Consider the following 18479-nt stretch of genomic DNA (forward strand, 5'->3'; position numbering starts at 1 on the left):
GGCCCGGACTCAGCTCGTGACCACGCCGATGTTGAACGTGTGGGTGCCGAGCGCACCGGCGATGCCGAGGAAGAGCAGCGCGTAGTGCTCCTGGCCTCTCGCGGTGGCGATGCCGCCGAGATCCAGCTGTGCGGAGTCGGGCCAGCCGAGGTCGTTGAGCAGGCGGCCGGTGGTCTTCTTGGCCGCGCCGTCGTCGCCGGAGAGGAAGACGTTGCCGGGGCTGCGCAGGGCTCCCGGGTCGGCCATGACGGAGGCGGTCATGGTGGCCAGCGTCTTGACCACGGAGGTGGCGGGGAACGCCGCCTGGATCTCCTCGCCGAGTGAGGTGACGGGGTGGGTGAGCGCCATGCCCTCGGTGAAGCCGATGCCGATGTCGATCAGCACCTTCCCCTCCAGGGCCGGTGGCCCGATCCCGGTCAGCACGCCCAGGGAGGCGTCGCCGGGAGTGGCGTTCACGAGTACCTCGCCGTGCGCCGCCGCCTCCGCCAGCCCGGTGACCGTACGGCCCGGCGCCGCTCGCTCCTCCGGGTGACGTGACCCGAGCACGACGTCGTGTCCCGCGTCGGTCCAGCGCGCTGCCAGTGCGCCGGCGACGTTGCCTGTTCCGAAGAATCCGATTCGCATGGCGGCACGCTAGGCGCAGCGACGGGGTCGAGGGATCGGTCCGCGGGCCGTACCCGTCTCGGTCCGGAGACCCGGGGCCCTGGTCCCGACGGACGTGAACGGGGGACCTGACGGGCCGTGGGTCCTGGGCCCTGACGGGCCGTGGGTCCTGGGTTCGAACGGGCCGTGTGCAGGGGTTCTGACGGCCCGTACGCCTCGTGCGCGGGCCGGTACCGCCCTGCGCGGTGCTCCTCCCCCGTACCCGGTCCGTACGGGCAACCCCTCGCCGGAACCGGGGGGTTGCCTCATGGCAGCACCGCAGCCGGTGCCATAGCCTCGTCGGGCATAGACCGCGAAGCTGCCATTCCGGGCAGCTTCTGATCGAACCGGGAGAAATCATGCGCAGGCTGCTCCGTCTCCTCGGGGCGTTCATCGCGGCCGGGGCCTGCGCGTGCGCGCTGACCGCGTGCGGGCTCGTACCCGATGAGACATTCGAGGACGACGTCACCCTTTCGGAGAAGGTCACGTCCGTACGCCTGGACATCCGGACGGGTGGTGTGAAACTCCGGAGCAAGCAGACCGTCACCGACGTCGCCCTGCACCGCCGGGTCGAGTTCAACGGCGACAAGCCGAAGGCCACCCACCGCGTCGAGAACGGCGTGCTGGTGCTGAGGGGCTGCGGCCGGGACTGCGAAGTGAGCTACACCGTCGATCTGCCGCCGAGGATTCCCGTCAGCGGCCGCACCTCGACCGGCGGGGTCAGTCTCTCCGGAGTCGGCAGGGTGGACGTACGCACCGACACCGGCGCCGTCGACCTCGACGACGTGGACGGCGCCGTCGACGTGCACACCACCAACGGCCGCATCAACGGCCGCGGCCTGAAGGGCGACCGGCTGCGGGCCGAGACCTCCAACGGCGCGATCGACGTCAGCCTGGCCACGCCGCAGGACGTACGGGCCAGGACGGCCAACGGCGCGATCTCCGTCACCGCGCCGGACGGGAGCTACGACGTCTCCGCGGAGACGGACAACGGCAGGAAGAGCATCGGCGTACCCGACGACCCGTCCGGCGACCACCGTCTCGACCTTGAGACGAGCAACGGGAGAATCACCGTCAAGTCGTCCTGACGGCAGGGCGTCCGGCGCCCGCGGAGCGGTCCGGGCCACCGGACGGTACGGGGCGCCGGACCGCTCCGCGGGCGCCGGACGCGTCAGACCGACGGCCCGTCCGCCGCTGCCATGTCCAGGTGCCCGTCCACCACCTCCGCCGCCCGGTCCACGTCGGCCTCGGTGTTGTACACGTGGAAGGCGAGGCGCAGCCTGCCCGCCCGCACGCTGCCGACGACCTCCGCCCGCTCCAGCAGCCCGTGCGTGCCGTCGTCGACCGCCACGCTGACGATCGCCGAGTCGCCCGGCGGCAGCCCCACGGCTTTGCGGAACCGGTTGGCCAACCCGAGGGCGTGCTCGTGCAGTGCGTCCGTACCGACCCCGGCGAGCAGTTCGAGCGCGGGTTCCTGGCCGACCCACGCATGCCACACAGGGGAGAGATCGAACCGGCGGGCGTCATGGGCGAGCCGCAGCGGACCGCCGTAGAGGCTCTCCCACCGCTCGTCTCCCGCGTACCAGCACGCGCCGTGCGGGATGATCTCGTCCACGAGCGCGGGCTGCACGGTCGAGAAGGCTGTACCGCGCGGCCCCAGCAGCCACTTGTAGCCCCCGCAGGTGGTGTAGGCGAAGCGGGACGCGTCCACGGGCAGCCAGCCGACCGCCTGGGTCACGTCCAGCAGGATGCGCGTGCCGGTCGCTTCGCACGCGGAGGTGAGGGCGTCGAGGCCGGCGACGCGTCCGTCCGCGGACTGCACCGCCGCGACGGCCACGAGTGCGGTACGGGAAGTCACCTCCTCCGCCAGCCGCTCCAGGGGCACCTCGCGCACCTCGACCCCGCGCGGCGCCTGCGCGTGGAAGGGGAAGACCACACTGGTGAACTCGCCTGCGGCGGTGAGCACTTGGCTTCCGGCGGGCAGATTCGCAGCGATCAGCCCGACGAAGGCGCTGACCTGGCTTCCGACCGTCACCCAGGAGGGGTCGACGCCCACCAGCCGGGCATAGGCGGCCCGTGACGCCGCGAGCGGCGCGTCGTAGGCAGGCGGGGCGGCCCTTCCCGCGCGCCACTCCTCCAGCGCGCCGTGCAGCGCGTCGAGCGAACGACGGGGCGGCAGGCCCAGCGAAGCGGTGTTGAGGTAGACGACCTCGGGGTCGAACTCCGCCTGCGCGAGGGCGAGTCGGGAGAGACCCCCGGGGTGCTCCGCCTTCCCGGCGGTGGCTGTGTTGTTCTGCATGGCTTCAGCCTGGGGCCACACCGGTCCCCGACGGAAGTCCGACTTTCCGGCTGTGGGCCCCCGATTCCCATCCGTACCGGCGGAGGGACCCTCCGCCGGTACGTGCTGGAGGGCGCGCGGGAGTCCACGGCGGCACCGTCCTCGCCGCAGAAGGCGTACCGGACGCCGGACCGCCCCCGCCGGGCGGGCCGGTCCGGATACGTTGGCACGAGGTGCCCCCGCATCCGCGCCTGCCCGGAGACCCGGAAGGACACGCTCATGACCAGCTCTCATCGCCGCGCACGCGACATCGACGTCGCCGTCTACGGAGCCACGGGCTTCGTGGGCGGCCTGGTCGCCCGTCACCTGGCCCGGACGGCCCCCGACGGAGTGCGGATCGCGCTCGCCGGACGCAGCGAGGAGAAGCTCGTCGCCGTACGGGAGGGCCTCGGCGCGGAGGCACGGCGCTGGCCCCTGATCGTCGCCGACGCCGGCGACCGTCCGGCGCTGGAGGAGATGGCCGGAGCGGCCCGTGTGGTCATCACCACCGTGGGCCCGTACACGCGATACGGACGTGAACTCGTCGGAGCCTGCGCACGGGCCGGGACCGACTACGTCGACCTCTGCGGGGAGGCGCTCTTCATCCGGGAGAGCATCGACGCCCACCACGGCACGGCCGCCTCCACGGGTGCCCGGATCGTCCACGCCTGCGGCTTCGACTCGATCCCCTCCGACATCAACGTCCACCTGCTCCACGAGGCCGTCCGCGCCGACGGCAGCGGCGAACTGGCGGACACCACCTCGGTCCTCACCGCGATCAGCGGCGGCGTCAGCGGCGGCACCATCGACTCGGTACGGCAGCAGATCGACACGATGAAGCAGGACCGCGAGGCCCGCCGGCTCGCCATGGACCCCTACACCCTCAGTCCCGACCGCGCCGCCGAGCCCGAACTCGGCCGCCAGGACGACCTGTTCATGTGCCGTGCGTCCCAAGCGGGCATCCCGCTGCGCGGCGTCCTCGCACCGTTCCCCATGGCGCCCTTCAACACCCGGATCGTCCGGCGCAGCGCCGCGCTGCGCGGTCACGCCTACGGCGCCCGCTTCCGCTACCGCGAGGCCATGCGCCCCGGGCCGCCGGTGCTCTCCCCGCTGCTGGCGGTCGGTACGGCCGGAGTCATGGGTGCCCTCTTCACCGGGCTGGCGCTGCCGCCCACGCGCCCTCTGCTGGACAAGGTCCTGCCCTCTCCGGGCGAAGGTCCCGGTCCGCGTACGCGCGAGAAGGGCCACTTCACGCTGGACACCTTCGCCGAGACGACGACCGGCGCCCGTTACACCGCACGCTTCAAGGCCCACGGCGACCCCGGCTACAAGGCCACCGCCGTCATGCTCGGCGAATCGGCCCTCGCCCTCGTCCAGGACCGCGCCGCCCTGCCGGAGAGCGACGGCGGAGTGCTCACCCCGGCCACCGCTCTCGGTGACGCTCTCGTCGGCCGGCTGCGCTCGACGGGCATGTTCATCGCGGTTCGCGCCTACTGACCCGGGCCTGCCGGGCCCGGCAGGCCCGCGGTGCGGCGTCCCGGCGGCTGCGGCACCCCGGCGGTCCCCAGCCGCCCCGACCCGAGGAGTGAGGACGCCGGATGAGCACGTACGACCTGGTGGTGATCGGCGGCGGCAGCGCCGGTCTGACCGCCGCCCGCACAGCGGGCCGCTTCGGCGCCCGCACACTGCTGGTCGAGCGGGAGCGGCTGGGCGGGGACTGCCTGTGGACCGGATGTGTGCCGAGCAAGGCACTGCTGCACGTGGCCGGCCAGGTGCAGGCCGCGCGCAGCGCCGGGCAGTACGGGCTGCACCCGGCGCCCGGGGGCCGTGCCGATCTGGCGGCGGCCATGGGTCATGTGGAGCAGGCGATCGCCGCGATCGAGCCGCACGACTCCGCCGAGTCGCTCCGCCCGCTCGGCGTCGAGGTCCTGCACGGGAACGCCGTCTTCACCTCGGAGCGGTCGCTGCGGATCGACGGCGGACAGGGCAGCCAACAGGTGGACTTCCGCTATGCACTGATCGCCACCGGCTCGTCCCCCGCTCTCGCGCCGGTCCCCGGGCTGGCCGAAGCCGAACCCCTGACCAGCGACACCGTGTGGGCGGAGACGGAGCTCCCGGAGCGTCTGGTGGTGCTGGGCGGCGGGCCGGTCGGCTGCGAGCTGGGGCAGGCGTTCGCCCGTCTCGGATCGCAGGTCACCCTCGTCGAGGCGCTGGACCGGCTGCTTCCGGACGAGGAGCCGCGCGCCTCCCGGTCGGTGCGGAAGCGGCTGGAGTCCGAGGGCGTCACAGTGCTGACCGGCTGCCGGACCGAGGAGGTCACCGGTGGCGCGGTGCACGGCCCGGGCGGCCCGGTCCCGTACGACCGGCTGCTCGCCGCCACCGGCCGCCGCGCCGCCACCGAGGAACTCGGACTCGCGGCGGCGGGAGTGGAAGCCGACCAGCATGGGTGGGTACGGACCGACGACCGGCTGCGTACTGCCAATCCCCGCATCTACGCGGCCGGGGATGTCACCGGAAAGTCCGCGTTCACACACCTCGCCGGGGTCCAGGGGGCGTCCGCGGCCACCGACGCGCTGCTGGGTGTGCGACGCCGGATCGACTACCCGGCGGTGCCGTGGGTGACGTTCACCGACCCGGAAGTCGCCCGCGTCGGCCTGCTCTCCACCGCGGGGGAACGGACGCTCACCCTGGACCACGACCGGTCCGACCGCGCCGTCACCGACGGTCGCACCGACGGCTTCACCACGCTGGTGCTGAACAAGCGCGGGAGGATCGCCGGGGCCACGGTCGTCGCCCCGCGGGCGGGCGAGACCGTCGCGCATCTGGCGGCGGCGGTACGGAAAGGCTGGACGCCCTCGGAGTACGCCAGGACCGTCCACCCTTACCCCACATACGCCGACGGCCCCTGGCATGCCGCGCTCACCGGCGTCCACGCCCGGCTGGAGCGGGCTCGGCGCGTCACCGGTGCACTGCTGCACGTACGGAAGAGGATGCGCGGATGATCCTGCTTCCCGCCCTCGGAGCGCTCCTGGCCGCGACGGCGCCGGGCGTACCGGCGGGCGCGGCTTCGACCGTCGTGGCGGTGGCGCTGACAGGCCGGTGAGGCGGTGTGCGTGGTGTGGCTGTCCGCCCGGCCCCGACGGCCCCTTCGGCGGGCGCAGGGCAGCAGTGATGACACGTCACACGCGGCGGGACCGGAGGAGAACGATGGGACTGATGGCACGGCTGCGCGCGGCCGCACAAGCGAGCCGCCCGTACGACCCGGAGTTCGCGGAGGCCATGGAAGAGCGGTGGTCACAACTGCCGGACGTGGTCAGGACGCCCGGTCAGGTGCTGGGCCGGCACGGCGTCGGCTGCGAGGGCACGCACGGGGTCTTCCCCAAGTGCAACCTGAAGTGCACCCCCTGCTACCACTCCCGCGACGCCAACCGGGTGCGGGTGGACGGCCGCCACACCCGCGATCAAGTCGCAGCACAGATGCGGCTGTTGCGCGAACGGCGCGGCCCGTACGCACACGCCCAGCTGATCGGCGGCGAGGTGAGCCTGCTGCCGCCCGACGACCACGCCGCCGCTCTGGCCGTCATGCGCCGGCACGGCCGCGAACCGATGAGTTTCACGCACGGCGACTTCGACGAGGACTACCTCACCGCCCTCGCCCTCGGCGGGGACGGAAGACGGCGCTTCGAGCGGCTGTCGTTCGCCGCGCACTTCGACAAGTTCATGTACGGGCGGCGCGGCATCGAACGCCCGCCCAGCGAGAAGGCACTCGACCCGTACCGCAGGCGCTTCGCGGACATGTTCCTGCGGCTGCGCCGGGAGCACGGTGTGCGGTTCTTCCTCGCCCACAACATGACCGTCACGCCCGGCAACCTGGACGAGGTCGCGGACGTCGTACGCGACTGCGCGGACATGGGGTACGGGATGTTCTCCTTCCAGCCCGCCGCCTTCCTTGGCGACGAGCGCCGCTGGAAGGAGCGCTACCGCGAGGCCACTCCGGATGCCGTGTGGGCGGAGATCGAACGCGGCGCGGGAACGCGGCTGGACTACCGGGTCTTCGAGAACGGCGATGTGCGGTGCAACCGGACTGCCTACGGCTTCTACGTCGGCAGCCGCTGGTATCCGTTCCTGCGCGGCGAGGACCGACGCGATCTCGCGGTCCGCGACACGTTCTTCCGCCGCTTCGGGAAGGTCAACTTCGGCGGCACCCCGCCCGGCCTGCTCGCCGTCAGGATCACACGGGTGCTGCTGCGCCATCCGTCCACCGCCCTGACCGCGCTGAGCTGGTTCGGCCGGACCGTCCGCCGTGTGGGCCTGCTGCGGCTGGCCCGGCACCGCTTCCGTGTCCGGCCGGTGACGTTCGTCATGCACCAGTTCATGGACGCCGAAGTCGTCGCGCCCGCGTGGGAGTTGATGCAGCGCGGCGTACACGCCGACGATCCCGCGCTGCGCGGGGCCCAGGAACGGCTGGCCGCCTGCCACTACGCCATGGCGCACCCCGAGGACGGCACCCTCGTCCCCGCCTGCGTCCAGCACGCGGTACTCGACGAGGCCGAGAACGCCGAACTGCGCACCCTGCTCCCGCTGATCGAGACCCGCGGCCCCAGGACCGCCGGATCCACCGGGCAGCGGGCGGCAACGGCCCCGCCGAGCGACGTTCGCTGACGCCGCGTACGGTCCGCCGGCTTCGGTGGTCAGGCGCAGGGAAAGGTGCGCGCGGCGGAGTCGGCGTGTTCCCGGTAGCCGCGGAACTTCTCCCGGACGAGTTCGACGGCGGCGCCCAGGGGGAAGATGTCGCGAGTCACCAGTTGTGCGTCGTTGTCCGCCGCCACCGGGTGCCAGTAGACGCCGTCGGCGGTGAGGGTGATCTCGGGGATGAGGGTCTCGGAGGTCAGGTGCAGGCCGTTCTCGGCCGCGCCTTCGTGGGCGAGCGGACGGATCACCTGGTCGCGGCGGTGAATGCCGAGGGTGTCCAGGAATGTCCGCAGTCCGGCTTCCTCGTGCCGGTCGTTCGTGGTCAGTGTGGCGGCCACCCGTACGGTGAAGCCCTCGTCGAGGGCGGTGCGGATGCCGGCGACGGACTTGGCCCACGTGCCTTCACCCCGGTGGGAGTCGTGGAGTCCGGGGGTGGCCGAGTCGAGGCTGATCTGGAGCGTGAGCCGGTCGCGGGGCATGGCTCGGAGCATGTGGAGCCGGCGTCCGCGGAAGAGCATGCCGTTGGTGAGGAGGGTGGTGGGCAGTGCTGCTGTGCAGTGGGCGACGATCCGGTCGAGGTCGGGCAGCAGGAAGGGTTCGCCGCCGGTGAGGAGGATCTCCGAGATCCCGGCGCCGGGTGCTGCTTCGGCGATCTGGCGGACCCGGTCCGTACCCAGCGCGCGGCGCGCCGTCTGCGGGGACGAGCGCACGCAGCAGTAGTCGCAGGCGAGGTTGCAGTCGAAGTTGGTGTACAGCCACAGGCGGGCTCCGGGACGGCGGTCCGGCGGCAGCTCGGCGATGGGATCGGTGGGACGTCCGCGGCGTACGGTGACGCTGCTGTCGTCCGCGGCCACCAGTGTGTTGCCTGTGCGCCTACACCATGCGGCCACCAGTTCCCTGTCCGCCGCAGAGCCGACGGGCAGGGTGATCCGGTCTCCGTCCGCCACCGAGGAGATTTTCCCGACCAGTTCGAGTATCAGCACGGAATCACCAGTGCGCCGGGATGCGTTGTTCCTCGACTGCTTCGAAAAGGTCGTCGTAGCCCTCGAGTTCGGGACGGACCCACTGCTTCAGGCCCTCCATCTCCAGAATCCTGCGATGCCCGGGGTCGTTCCAGTCCATGGCGAGGAGGTGGGCCGTCCACGCCTCGGCACGGTCCGCATCGAGGGTGTCCAGAGCGGTGAAGTTGCAGTGGCAGTAGGCAGGGCTGGTCCAGAACTCCTGCAGGGCGTCCGGCATGAGTTCGTCGCGCCCGATGGACTCCCACGTGGTGACGCCGATCGCCGCGGCGTCCGCTTCGCCTTCCATCACGGCCCGGATGGCGTCCAGTTCGCTGCGGCCCGTGTCGCCGTGCTTGCCCAGATCACTGTCGATGCGCAGGAGTTCGACGTCCCCGTCCGAGATGCCCTCGCGGCGCAGGTAGTGCAGCGGCAGGATTGCCGCGTGCGCGGAGTCGCGGCTGCCCAGGGCCAGTTTCTTCCCCTTCAGGTCGCCCACTCCGCGCAGTCCGGCACCGGCGCGGCAGACCAGGTGCGTGCGGAAGCCCAGGTCGGTGTCGCGCATGGCCAGCGCACGCGCCCGGCCCTCGCTCTGCAGGACGGTACGCACCCAGGCCAGGTTGGTGTTCCAGGCGACGTCGATGGTGCCGGCCAGCAGCGCGTCCACCTGACGGCCGTAGTTGGAGAACAGCACGAAGTCCGTCTCGACCGGTGCCGACCGGTAGTAGTCGCGGATGCCTTCCCAGATGGGCACGATGTTGGGTGCGTAGGCCACTGCTCCTACGACGAGCGGTTCCATGACGTCTCCTTGTTCCGGTGTGGAGCGGGGACTGGGGAGTGGGGAGTCGAGGGTGCGGTGTGACGGCTCAGCCGAAGACGGGCCGCCCTGTGATGGCCTTGCCGTAGAAGTCGTAGAGCGCGTCGGCGGTGGGAGCCATGACGCTGCCGGCGCGGGCGTCGCGGAAGTACCGCTCGATGGCCAGGTGGTTGGAGAACGCGGCGCCGCCGCACACCCGCATGGCGTCCTCGGTGACGGTCAGTGCCGTGTCGTTCGCCAGTGCCTTGACCCCGAGGACGTGCAGCGGGGTCGTCTCGTCGGGCGCCGCGATGCTCGCCGCCGTCTTGTGCAAGTAGGCACCGGCGGCCTCCAGTTGCAGCGACATGCGGGCCAACCGGGCCCGGATGGTGGGCAGATCGGCAAGCGTCTGGTCGAGGTGCTGGAACGTGGCGCCGCCGGTATGCCGTACGGCCGCGTCGAACGACGCCCGTGCCAGGCCCAGCGATACGGCGGCGTTGCCCAGGTTGAACCAGGGCATGACCGTGTCGGTCATCATGCCGAAGCCCCCGCCGGCCTGGCCGATCCGCCTGTCGTCGGGTGCCGTCAGCTCGAAACGCATCGGCGCCGACTCGTTGCCGCGCAGGCCCAGGCCGCGGAAGGCACCGGTGACGCTCACCCCCGGCTCCGTACCCGTGACGGCGAACAGGTCGATGCCGCCCGGCTCGTCGGCCGACAGCACCGAGGTGACGTACAGCCCCGCGTGTCCCGCCGAAGTCACCCAGCTCTTGTCGGCGGTGAACTCGACCTCCCCACCGCCGTCGCGCTTCGCCTGCGAGACGGGGGCCCAGAAGTGCGAGCGTGACCCCGGTTCGCTGAACGCCAGCGTCGCGAGCGTCCGGCCGGCCGCCAGATCGGACGGCAGGGAGGGCAGCCCGGACGGTGGAGCGGCCAGCGCCGTCATGGTGCCGCAGACGTGCATGATGTAGATCATCGCCGTCGAACCGCAGACGGCAGCCAACGCGGACGAGACATGGGCGAACTGCTCCGGGCCGCCGCCCAGTCCGCCGTCCTCCTCGCCAACGGTCAGGCCCAGCAGGCCGGATGAGGCGAGAGCCGAGACCGATTCCGCCGGGAAGCGGCCTTCCGCGTCGACGTCCGCTGCGTGCTCGGCTGCGGTGGCCAGGACCGGCTGCAGCGTGCTGTCAAGATTCATCTGCGGGCTGCCTTTCGGGTTGCCGAGGGGCGGGCGGTGCGGGAGCGAGGGCGAGCAGGCCGACGCCGAAGCCGAGCAGGAGAGCCATCGTGGAGCCGTTGCCGCCCATCAGGTTCGTGTCCGCCCAGCCGAGCTGGATCAGCTGCACCACGGCCATCGCCACGAACGCGGCACCGGCCAGCGCGATCAGACCGGGCAGCGCCAGAACACCCGCGACGACGGCCAGGGCGGCCAGCGCGAGGAGGATCAGCGTTCCCGTCCCGTCCAGGGCGATGAACCGCCACGGCGAGGTGTCGGCGATCCCCAGCACGGTGCTCGACGCGGCACCCAGCCCCAGCACGATCGCCGCGCGGGCGGCCGCTGAACGTGGTGACCTCACCGGAACCTCCATCGGGCCGTCTTATGGATTGTTGTGCGGACCGTGCAATTCACGGTTCGGGACGTCATGAGAGGCGCAGCAGAAGACGCGACAGCTTGCCGCCCCGCTGCCGCCACACCGGACGCAGCACACCGTCCACGCCGTGAGCGCGGCCCGCTGCCGTGGCCAACAGGGCCAGATGCGCCACGTAGATGAGGATGTAGGCCCAGAACCACTCGTGCGGTGCGTACAGCACCGAGAGAGTGATCGCCGTCGTCTGCGCCAGCCCGATCAGCGCCCACAGGCGGGTGGCCAGACCCACCAGCAGGAAGGCCCCCAGGCACGCCTCCACCAGGTACGCCGCCCACGCGAACACCAGGAAGTTCGGAAGGATCACGTGCTCGGTCAACCACGCCCATACGCCGAGGACTTCGTGCTCCACCCCGTTGAGCGTCCACTTGTACAGGTCACGCGGCGGGTCGGTGTCGTTCCCGAAGTCCGGCGGATGCTTCCATGCGACGTTCTGGATCCACATCAGCGCGACCGCGACGCGGCAGACCCCGATGAGAACCCGGGAGAGCCGCGAGGCTCCGAGGTCCAACTGCTCCTCGGTCGCACTCGTGGTGCTGCGCGGCACATCCATACGAACTTGCCCCTGCTCTCCGGTCGCGGGAGGCGGCCCGTCGCCCCCTCCTCACCACCCCGATCGACTCACGCCCCGGCACCCCTCGCAAGAGGCGCGCTCATTACCGAACACGAACGGCTGAATTCGCCCTCGCCGGCCTTGAAACAGCGGCAGCGGTTCGCAAGGCCGGTACTGAGGACGGCTGAGGACGGTGCGCGGCGGTGGAAGAAGCGGCGGGCGGCGGCGTCGAGCGCCCACCTCCACCGTCCTGCCGGCAGCCCAACTCGGGTGTGAGCGGCACGACATGAGCGAGACGCCGTCGGCGCGAACCCCGCGCGGGGCGGGTCTGCACCACCGTCGTCCGGGCCCCGCACGGTCCGGCAGGGACATGGCTGAGCGGCGGTCAGGGGCTGTCCGCGACGACCCAGCGGTGGGCCAGAGGCAGCCGCAGCCGGATCGGTTCGTCCGCCGACGGGTGCGGGCCCGGCGGAAGCAGGGCGTGGACCGCACCTGCCGCGGTGTCGGCGGTCAGGGCCGTGAAGGCGCCCTCCGGCCGTGCGGTCCGGGCGACGGCCGGTACCGAGTCCTCGCCGTCGCCGGGGGTGATGGATTCGGGACGGACGACCAGCCAGCCCGGACCGCGGTGTCCGACCGCGGCGGGTAGCGCCAAGTCGCCCAGCGCGCAGCGGAATCGGCCTCGCTGTGTGACCGTTCCGGGCAGTGCGGTGTGGCAGCCGAGGAACCGGGCCACGGTGCGGGAGGCGGGCCGTGCGTACAGCTCGGCGGGTGCGCCGCGCTGGAGTATGCGCCCGTCGTGCATGACGGCGACGGCATCGGCGACGGCCGCGGCCTCGGCCTGATCGTGTGTGACCAGGAGCGTGGTGAGGCGCAGTTCGCGCTGAACGGCGCTGAGCAGGTCGCGCATCTGGTGTCGCAGTCCGGTGTCGAGGGCGCTGAAGGGTTCGTCGAGGAGGAGGACGCGAGGCCGCGCGGCAAGTGCGCGGGCCAGGGCGACACGTTGGGCCTGTCCGCCGGACAACTGCCGCGGATACCGGTCGGCGAGCGTGTCGACCCCAAGGTGCTGGAGATGTTCGTGCGCCTTGATGCGCGCTTCCCGGCGACCGAGGCCGGCGACGCGGGCGGGGAAGGCCACGTTGTCCACCGCTGTCAGATGCGGCAGCAGCAGCGGCTGCTGGAAGACGACCGCCGTGCGGCGGCGCTCCGGGGGCGTACGGGTGACGTCGCTTCCCCCCAGTTCGACCGTGCCGCGCGAAGGGGGCAGCAGCCCGGAGGCCACTTGCACGGTCGTCGTCTTGCCGCAGCCGGACGGGCCGAGCAGGGCGAGGAGTTCACCGTCGGCGACCTCCAGTTCGAGGTCTTCGAGAACCGGTGTGCGGCGGCCCGGGTGTCCGGCTGTGATTCCGGACAGGCGCAGTCCGTCGCAGGTGGGGCTCGGAGTCATGTCCACGAGTCGGGTTCCGCTTCGCTGGTCGTGTGCGTTCGGTGGTTGCCGGGGTACGCCGCGGTCCGCGCGGGGTCGGCCCAGCGGGCCCGGCGGCGGCGCAGCAGCCCGGCGGCCACGCCGAACAGCAGGACCGGCGGTGCCACGACGAGAACGCCCAGGACGGCGGTCAGGGCCTGGTTGCCGCTGCCCGAGGCCGTGGAGAACAGCAGAAGCGGAAGTGTGGTGACCACCCCGCCCCCGACGAGCACCGTCATCAGGTACTCGCCCCAGGACACCAGGAACGCCAGAGTCGCCGCGGCCAGCAGTGCGGGCGCGAGTGCGGGCAGTACGACGTGGCGCACCACGGCCGTACGCGAGGCCCCGAGCGTACGCGCCGCCTGTTCCATGCGGACGTCGTAGGTGGCGTGGGCCCCGACGAGGGTCAGCACCGTGTACGGCAGCGCGGGGACGAGGTGGACCAGAGCCACCCCCAGCGCCTGGTCGGACAGCCCGAGGCGGATGAAGATCTCCTGCACGCCCACGGCGAGCGCGAACGGCGGGACCAGGACCGGGGCGAGGAGCAGCAGCCGCAGCAGGGGAGCGGCCGGCGGCGCGTGCAGCGCCAGGCCACGCGCGGCGAGCACGCCGAGCACGGTGGCGGTGGCGGCGGTGAACAGGGCCAGGCCCAGCGAGGTGCCCAGCGCCGCCAGGACGCCCCGCTGGGGGTCGGCCGCGTCCGTCCACGCTCCGAGCGACCATTCCTGCGGCAGCAGCCCCGGGTACACCCATCGGCGGGTGAACGCCCAGGCCAGCAGCGGCAGCAGAGGTGCCACCACCCAGAGGACGAGGACGACGAAGCCCGCTGTTCTGCCTGCGCCCCGGAGCCGGCCGCGCGGCACCGCGTCGCGAGTCCGGTGTGCCGCAGGTGGGCTCGCCCGGCTGCCGTCGCCGCTGTCACCGTCGTCCGGCGGTTGCCGCGGCATCAGCACGTCAGGGTTGCTCACGGGAGAGTCCTCGCGCGAAGCAGCCGGCGGGAGATCACAGCGGCGGCGAGAGCGGCCAGAGCGACCACGGCGCCGGTGACGATCGCGAGCGCCAGGGCACGTGGCCGGTCCGCCAGTTCGACGGAGCGGTACAGCTCCACCGCCTCGACCGGCAGTGCCCGCGGAGCGGAAGGACCCAGCAGAGCGGGCACCTCGAACGCGGCGAAGGTGAAGGCGAAGACCAGCAGACACGCCTCGACCAGCGCCGGTGCCAGCAGCGGCCACGTGACGCGCAGCAGCCGCTGCAGGCGTCCCGCACCCAGTGTGCGCGCAGCGGTCTCCAGATCCCGTACGGCGGGAGTGTGCGCGGCAAGCAGCAGCAACGCGATGAAGGGAGCCTCCTTCCAGGCATAGGTGAGCAGGACCGCCGTCTGCCCTTCGCCGGCGACCAGGACGGGGAAGTCGGCGGGAGCCCCGGTCAGTCCCACGGCGTGACCGAGCCGGGAGGCCAGCCCGGAACCCGCCAGCAGCAACGCGAACGCGGCAGCGGCGAGGACGTGCGGTACGGCCAGGGTGGCCCGCGCCACCGCGTCCAAGGCTCTCCGCGCACCACGCACGGTGCTCACCGCGCCCACCGCTCCCAGGGCGAGCAGCGCCGACCCGGCAGTGGAGACGGACGCGATACAGAGGCTGGTGAGCAGGGACTCCCGGATCACCGGGTCGGTGAGCAACTCCCGGTAGGCGGTGGTGTTCCAGCCGCCGCCGAGGCCGTCTGCCACGCTGCCGCGCGCCGCGTACACCAAGCCGGTGCCCGCGAGCGCGACGACGGCGAGTGCGGGAGCGACCAGCAGCAGCCCCGCGACGCGGCGGCTCACCGGCCGCCCAGCACGTGCCGCTTCCAGCCCGCGTCCAGGGGGGCCACCCACTCACCGCTCAGCTCGGGCACGGCGTTGCGGGACAGTTCGTCGAAAGGCAGCACCGTCTCCGGGGTCTTGATCGCAGCGAACTTCTTCCGCCACACGCCGGGCAGCCGCTCGCGGTCCAGAACGGAGTAGGCGCCCCAGCCGTTCGGCCGCGCCTTCGCGTACTGCAGCCGGGGAGAGAGCATCAGGTCGGACAGCACGAGTGCGGCTTCACGATGCGCGGCGTTCTCGGGCACCGCGAGGTAGCTGGTGTTGCCCAGCGTGCCCTCCTCCGGTACGAAGACGCGGGTGGAGGCGGGGAACTTCCCCTTGGCCACCAGGCGCGGCACCTGGGCGGGCCCGTAAGTCATCGCCATGTCCACCTCCCCGTCGGCGAACAGGTCGTTCAGCGCCGACTCGTCCTTGGGGTAGGTCGCGCCCTTGCGCCACAGCTTCGGCGACAGCTTCTTCAGCTCTTTCCACAGGGCGGGTGCCGCCCTGTCGTACGCCTTGCGGCTGTACCGGGCAGGGACTCGGGAGTTGCCGCGTGCGGAGGCTTGCAGCACCTGGCGTACGAAGGCCGAGCCGGTGAAGTCCGGCGGTGCCGGATAGGTGAAGCGACCGGGGTTCTCGGCGATCCAGTCCGTCAGCTGCCGCATGGTGCGCGGCGGTTCGGGCACCTCGGCGGCGTCGTGGACGAAGGCGAACTGGGCGCGGCTCCACGGGGTCTCGCAGTCGTCCACCGGAGTGCCGAAGTCCTGTGTGATCGTGGGGTCTTCGTCGTCGACGTACTTCTGGTTCGGCATCAGGCCGGTGTAGCCGCACAGCCACAGCCCGGCCTGCTTGCCGGTGCGGAAGTTCTCTCCGTTGACCCAGACCAGGTCCACCGCGCCGCCGCTGTTCCTGCCGGCCCGCTTGTCGCCGAGCACTTTCTGTACGGCGTCCTGGGTGTCGGCGACCGGCACGCGCTTGACGGAGATGCCGCGCCTCTTCGCGGCCGGCGCGACCTCCTCGTCGATGTAGGAGTTGGCGCCGTCGTCCCCGCCGTACATGAACAGGTTGACGGTCTGGCCGCGGGCGGCGGCCCGCAACTCGTCCCAGTTCTTCGGCAGTGCCTCCTGGGATCGTGTACCGCCGCCCGCCGAGCACGCCGACAGCAGCAGCGCGGCCAGGGCGCTCCACGCCGCAGCCGGGCGTGTTACGGCCCGCCTCGGTATCCGCATCGAAGATTCTCCTTGCCGGACTCCGACGAATCCTTGCCGGAAGTGGAACACAGCGGGGCGGTGGGAGGCTTCCCTTCGGGGTGACGGCACAGCGGCGCAGGTTCCGGCGATCCGGTCCTGCACGGCCCGGGACGAGAGGGATGCAGGATGCTGGACGTACAGGCACGGGCGGCGCTGACCGGCCCGCTGGAGCGGGCAGCGGCCGGCCTCGACCGGCCGGGGGTCACGCCCAACCGGCTCACCGCGGCAGGGGTGGTCCTCGGCCTGGCCGGCGCGGGCTGTGCTGCGACCGGCTGGTGGGCGGCGGCCGCGGTCCTCTGGCTGCTCTCCCGGCTGGCCGACGGCCTGGACGGGCCCCTCGCCCGCCGCCGGGGGGCCGACGGCGCGGGCGGCTTCCTCGACATCACCGCGGATTTCCTCGTCTACGGAGCCTTCGTCGTGGGTGTCGCCGTCGGGGTGGGCGGCAGTGCCCTGCCGTTCCTCGTCGTACTGCTCGCCTACTACGTCAACGGCACCGCGTTCCTGGCGTTCTCGTCGATCGCGGAGCGGGCCGGACGCCGCGAAGTGGAGGACGACCGGCTCTCCCGTGGCAGGTCACTCAATTTCCTCGGCGGGCTGACCGAGGGCACGGAGACCATTGCCGTGCACACGCTGTGGTGTCTGCTTCCGGGCATCGCCCACACCGTCGCGTGGGTATGGGCCGGGGCCGTCGGCGTCACGGCGGTCCACCGGGTCGTCACCGGATACCGGCGACTGCGCTGACTCCCCGGCCGTGTCGCTGCCGGCGCGCGCGGCGACCCGCCGGGCCGCCCAGCCGCCGCCCGCACTCAGCGCCAGCAGTCCCGCGAGCGCGGTCCACAGCACTGGTGAGGACGGGTCGTGCAGCGAGCCGCCCAGTCCCGTGTAGGCGAGGACGCCCGGCACGATCCCGAGGGCCGTCGCCGTGAGATAGGGCACGAAGCGCACTCCGGCCACGCCCGCACCGTAGTTGACGACTGCGAAGGGGAACAGCGGCACCAGACGCAGCACCAGTACGGCCCCGAACCCCCGCCGGGACAGATGCGCGTCGAGCCCGGCCAGCCGTCCCGTACCGGCGTACCGGGCGACCGCCGGGCGCCCCAGCCAGCGCGCGAGCCCGAACGAGAGCGCCGCTCCGGCGGTCGCCCCGGCCAGCACCACCGCCGTTCCCAGCGGGACGCCGAACAGCGCCCCCGCCGATGCGGTCAGCACCGAAGCGGGAAAGAGGGCGGACACCGCGATCGCGTAGCACAGCGCGAACACCAGCGGGGCCCACCAGCCCAGGGAGTCCACCTGGCGGGTGAGACCGACGAGGAACCGTCCGCCACCCGCCGCAACCCAACTGCCCAGCGCGGCCAGCACCAGCACGAGGACGAGCAGCCGGACGAGAGCACCCCGCCGTTCGACGGCGGCCCGCTCCCGACCGTCCCGTGACGAGGACGCGGATCCGTCACTGCTCATGCCTGCCTCCGCCGGTCCGGGCGCGCGTCGACGACGGCGTACTGCGGTGATCCGGAGTCCTGGCCACGACACGGCGCAGCGGCAGCGGAAGGGCCCGGCCGGGCTCTGCCCAGTCGCCGAGGGCGCTCTTGGCCGCCTCCGCGCGCTGCGGCGTCAGGCCGGGCAGGTACAGGGCGTCGACCAGGCGGCTCGCGTCTTCGGAGTTCTCCAACGGGAGCCTGAAGACACGGCGTTCGTCCGACTCGACGAGGAATCCGGCCCGGCGCAGCACGGCGGCGGCGTTGTCACAGGCCTCGGGGTTGGGCCAGGACTGGCGCACCGCCCGGAGCGCCCACATCACCCGCAGCCAGCCCAGCAGGCCGGACGGCATCGGTCCCATCCGCGCCGGGACGAGCACCGCGAGCATCCCGCCAGGTCGCAGGACGCGCCGGACCTCGTCCAGCACCTGACCCAGCGGGGTGAGAACGGGAAGGCACATCGACGCGCAGACCGCGTCGACGGCTCCGCTCGCTACGGGCAGGGCATCGGCACTGCCCCGTACGAGCGGGCCGCGTCCTTGCCCTGCGGCCCGGGCGAGTTCGCCGGTGGACGAGTCGATGCCGGCCCAGTCCGCGTCAGGAAGCACCGCGCGCAGAGGAGCCGATCCGCACGCCAGGTCGAGAACGGGACCCTCGGGCCGCAGCGAGCCGGCCAGCCACCTGTAGGGAGAGGCGTCGAGCTGCTGGAAGAGACGTTCGGTGATGCCGGAGCGGGTGTCGTGATACCGGGCGACGTAGTGCCGCCACTCCTGCTCATGCACAAGGGCATTCCTCTCCTGGGTCACTC

Annotated in this window: 17 protein-coding genes and 1 pseudogene; 5 read left to right on the forward strand and 13 right to left on the reverse strand. The window is 72.2% G+C overall.

The genetic code is table 11. From position 1 onward, the window contains the following. Window positions 1-9 precede the first annotated feature (9 nt). Entirely contained in the window at window positions 10-624 is a 615-nt protein-coding gene (locus tag ACFPA8_RS11045) for an NADPH-dependent F420 reductase (protein ID WP_386446072.1), read from the reverse strand. Window positions 625-1001: 377 nt separating this feature from the next. Here ACFPA8_RS11045 and ACFPA8_RS11050 point away from each other — a divergent pair, with 377 nt between their 5' ends. Continuing rightward, window positions 1002-1730: a DUF4097 family beta strand repeat-containing protein gene (locus ACFPA8_RS11050; RefSeq protein WP_386446075.1), complete on the forward strand. Its 729-nt coding sequence runs from the start codon at window positions 1002-1004 to the stop codon at window positions 1728-1730. 83 nt (window positions 1731-1813) lie between these two features. Here the strand turns inward: ACFPA8_RS11050 and ACFPA8_RS11055 are convergent, their stop codons facing one another. Continuing rightward, entirely contained in the window at window positions 1814-2941 is a 1128-nt protein-coding gene (locus ACFPA8_RS11055) for an aminotransferase class V-fold PLP-dependent enzyme (protein ID WP_386446078.1), read from the reverse strand. A gap of 258 nt (window positions 2942-3199) precedes the next feature. Between ACFPA8_RS11055 and ACFPA8_RS11060 the strand changes: the two genes are divergently transcribed. The 3 genes from ACFPA8_RS11060 to ACFPA8_RS11070 all read left to right on the forward strand — a co-directional run bounded on the left by ACFPA8_RS11060 (window position 3200) and on the right by ACFPA8_RS11070 (window position 7621). Further along, a complete protein-coding gene (locus ACFPA8_RS11060; RefSeq protein WP_386446081.1) occupies window positions 3200-4456 on the forward strand; it encodes a saccharopine dehydrogenase family protein in 1257 nt (418 codons plus the stop codon). Between the two features lie 101 nt (window positions 4457-4557). Then, a complete protein-coding gene (locus ACFPA8_RS11065) occupies window positions 4558-5961 on the forward strand; it encodes a dihydrolipoyl dehydrogenase family protein (RefSeq protein WP_386446082.1) in 1404 nt (467 codons plus the stop codon). Between the two features lie 205 nt (window positions 5962-6166). After that, window positions 6167-7621, forward strand: coding sequence for a radical SAM protein (locus tag ACFPA8_RS11070; RefSeq protein WP_386446085.1), 1455 nt, complete (start codon window positions 6167-6169; stop codon window positions 7619-7621). A 29-nt stretch (window positions 7622-7650) separates the two neighbouring features. Here ACFPA8_RS11070 and ACFPA8_RS11075 read toward each other — a convergent pair whose 3' ends face one another. The 9 genes from ACFPA8_RS11075 to ACFPA8_RS11115 all read right to left on the reverse strand — a co-directional run bounded on the left by ACFPA8_RS11075 (window position 7651) and on the right by ACFPA8_RS11115 (window position 16175). Continuing rightward, complete coding sequence (locus ACFPA8_RS11075; RefSeq protein WP_386446088.1) at window positions 7651-8634, reverse strand: Rv1681 family radical SAM protein; 984 nt, start codon at window positions 8632-8634, stop codon at window positions 7651-7653. Window positions 8635-8638: 4 nt separating this feature from the next. After that, window positions 8639-9448, reverse strand: coding sequence for an Rv1680 family SBP-like protein (locus ACFPA8_RS11080; protein WP_386446091.1), 810 nt, complete (start codon window positions 9446-9448; stop codon window positions 8639-8641). Between the two features lie 67 nt (window positions 9449-9515). Further along, a complete protein-coding gene (locus tag ACFPA8_RS11085; RefSeq protein ID WP_386446094.1) occupies window positions 9516-10640 on the reverse strand; it encodes an acyl-CoA dehydrogenase family protein in 1125 nt (374 codons plus the stop codon). Continuing rightward, window positions 10630-11019, reverse strand: coding sequence for an Rv1678 family membrane protein (locus ACFPA8_RS11090; RefSeq protein ID WP_386446097.1), 390 nt, complete (start codon window positions 11017-11019; stop codon window positions 10630-10632). The genes ACFPA8_RS11085 and ACFPA8_RS11090 overlap by 11 nt, the downstream gene beginning before the upstream one ends. Before the next feature lie 64 nt (window positions 11020-11083). After that, entirely contained in the window at window positions 11084-11641 is a 558-nt protein-coding gene (locus ACFPA8_RS11095) for a DoxX family protein (RefSeq protein ID WP_386446100.1), read from the reverse strand. Window positions 11642-12026: 385 nt separating this feature from the next. Further along, on the reverse strand, window positions 12027-13085 hold the full coding sequence (locus ACFPA8_RS11100; RefSeq protein ID WP_386446103.1) for an ABC transporter ATP-binding protein: 1059 nt from the start codon (window positions 13083-13085) through the stop codon (window positions 12027-12029). Continuing rightward, on the reverse strand, window positions 13082-14071 hold the full coding sequence (locus ACFPA8_RS11105) for an ABC transporter permease (protein ID WP_386446106.1): 990 nt from the start codon (window positions 14069-14071) through the stop codon (window positions 13082-13084). The genes ACFPA8_RS11100 and ACFPA8_RS11105 overlap by 4 nt, the downstream gene beginning before the upstream one ends. Next, window positions 14068-14925, reverse strand: coding sequence for an ABC transporter permease subunit (locus ACFPA8_RS11110; RefSeq protein ID WP_386446109.1), 858 nt, complete (start codon window positions 14923-14925; stop codon window positions 14068-14070). Before ACFPA8_RS11110 ends, ACFPA8_RS11105 begins: the two co-directional genes overlap by 4 nt. Beyond that, on the reverse strand, window positions 14922-16175 hold the full coding sequence (locus tag ACFPA8_RS11115; protein WP_386446112.1) for an ABC transporter substrate-binding protein: 1254 nt from the start codon (window positions 16173-16175) through the stop codon (window positions 14922-14924). Before ACFPA8_RS11115 ends, ACFPA8_RS11110 begins: the two co-directional genes overlap by 4 nt. A gap of 147 nt (window positions 16176-16322) precedes the next feature. Here ACFPA8_RS11115 and ACFPA8_RS11120 point away from each other — a divergent pair, with 147 nt between their 5' ends. Next, window positions 16323-16937 carry a CDP-alcohol phosphatidyltransferase family protein gene (locus tag ACFPA8_RS11120; protein WP_386446115.1) on the forward strand — a complete coding sequence of 205 codons (615 nt, stop codon included), beginning with the start codon at window positions 16323-16325 and terminating at the stop codon, window positions 16935-16937. A 141-nt stretch (window positions 16938-17078) separates the two neighbouring features. Here the strand turns inward: ACFPA8_RS11120 and ACFPA8_RS11125 are convergent. Both ACFPA8_RS11125 and ACFPA8_RS11130 read right to left on the reverse strand, forming a co-directional pair. Continuing rightward, window positions 17079-17654, reverse strand: a pseudogene (locus ACFPA8_RS11125) (TVP38/TMEM64 family protein); the annotation flags it as partial. After that, a complete protein-coding gene (locus ACFPA8_RS11130; protein WP_386446117.1) occupies window positions 17644-18453 on the reverse strand; it encodes a class I SAM-dependent methyltransferase in 810 nt (269 codons plus the stop codon). The pseudogene ACFPA8_RS11125 and the gene ACFPA8_RS11130, both read right to left, overlap by 11 nt. Window positions 18454-18479 lie beyond the last annotated feature (26 nt).

Source organism: Streptomyces ovatisporus, from assembly GCF_042653885.1.
Taxonomy (GTDB): domain Bacteria; phylum Actinomycetota; class Actinomycetes; order Streptomycetales; family Streptomycetaceae; genus Streptomyces; species Streptomyces ovatisporus.

What these genes read in the sequence shown, in the direction of transcription:
- ACFPA8_RS11100 (WP_386446103.1), bottom strand. Translation starts at nt 13,085, where the DNA reads ATGACTCCGAGCCCCACCTGCGACGGACTGCGCCTGTCCGGAATCACA.
- ACFPA8_RS11080 (WP_386446091.1), bottom strand. Translation starts at nt 9,448, where the DNA reads ATGGAACCGCTCGTCGTAGGAGCAGTGGCCTACGCACCCAACATCGTG.
- ACFPA8_RS11085 (WP_386446094.1), bottom strand. Translation starts at nt 10,640, where the DNA reads ATGAATCTTGACAGCACGCTGCAGCCGGTCCTGGCCACCGCAGCCGAG.
- ACFPA8_RS11045 (WP_386446072.1), bottom strand. Translation starts at nt 624, where the DNA reads ATGCGAATCGGATTCTTCGGAACAGGCAACGTCGCCGGCGCACTGGCA.
- ACFPA8_RS11050 (WP_386446075.1), top strand. Translation starts at nt 1,002, where the DNA reads ATGCGCAGGCTGCTCCGTCTCCTCGGGGCGTTCATCGCGGCCGGGGCC.
- ACFPA8_RS11120 (WP_386446115.1), top strand. Translation starts at nt 16,323, where the DNA reads ATGCTGGACGTACAGGCACGGGCGGCGCTGACCGGCCCGCTGGAGCGG.
- ACFPA8_RS11115 (WP_386446112.1), bottom strand. Translation starts at nt 16,175, where the DNA reads ATGCGGATACCGAGGCGGGCCGTAACACGCCCGGCTGCGGCGTGGAGC.
- ACFPA8_RS11060 (WP_386446081.1), top strand. Translation starts at nt 3,200, where the DNA reads ATGACCAGCTCTCATCGCCGCGCACGCGACATCGACGTCGCCGTCTAC.
- ACFPA8_RS11055 (WP_386446078.1), bottom strand. Translation starts at nt 2,941, where the DNA reads ATGCAGAACAACACAGCCACCGCCGGGAAGGCGGAGCACCCCGGGGGT.
- ACFPA8_RS11095 (WP_386446100.1), bottom strand. Translation starts at nt 11,641, where the DNA reads ATGGATGTGCCGCGCAGCACCACGAGTGCGACCGAGGAGCAGTTGGAC.
- ACFPA8_RS11070 (WP_386446085.1), top strand. Translation starts at nt 6,167, where the DNA reads ATGGGACTGATGGCACGGCTGCGCGCGGCCGCACAAGCGAGCCGCCCG.
- ACFPA8_RS11065 (WP_386446082.1), top strand. Translation starts at nt 4,558, where the DNA reads ATGAGCACGTACGACCTGGTGGTGATCGGCGGCGGCAGCGCCGGTCTG.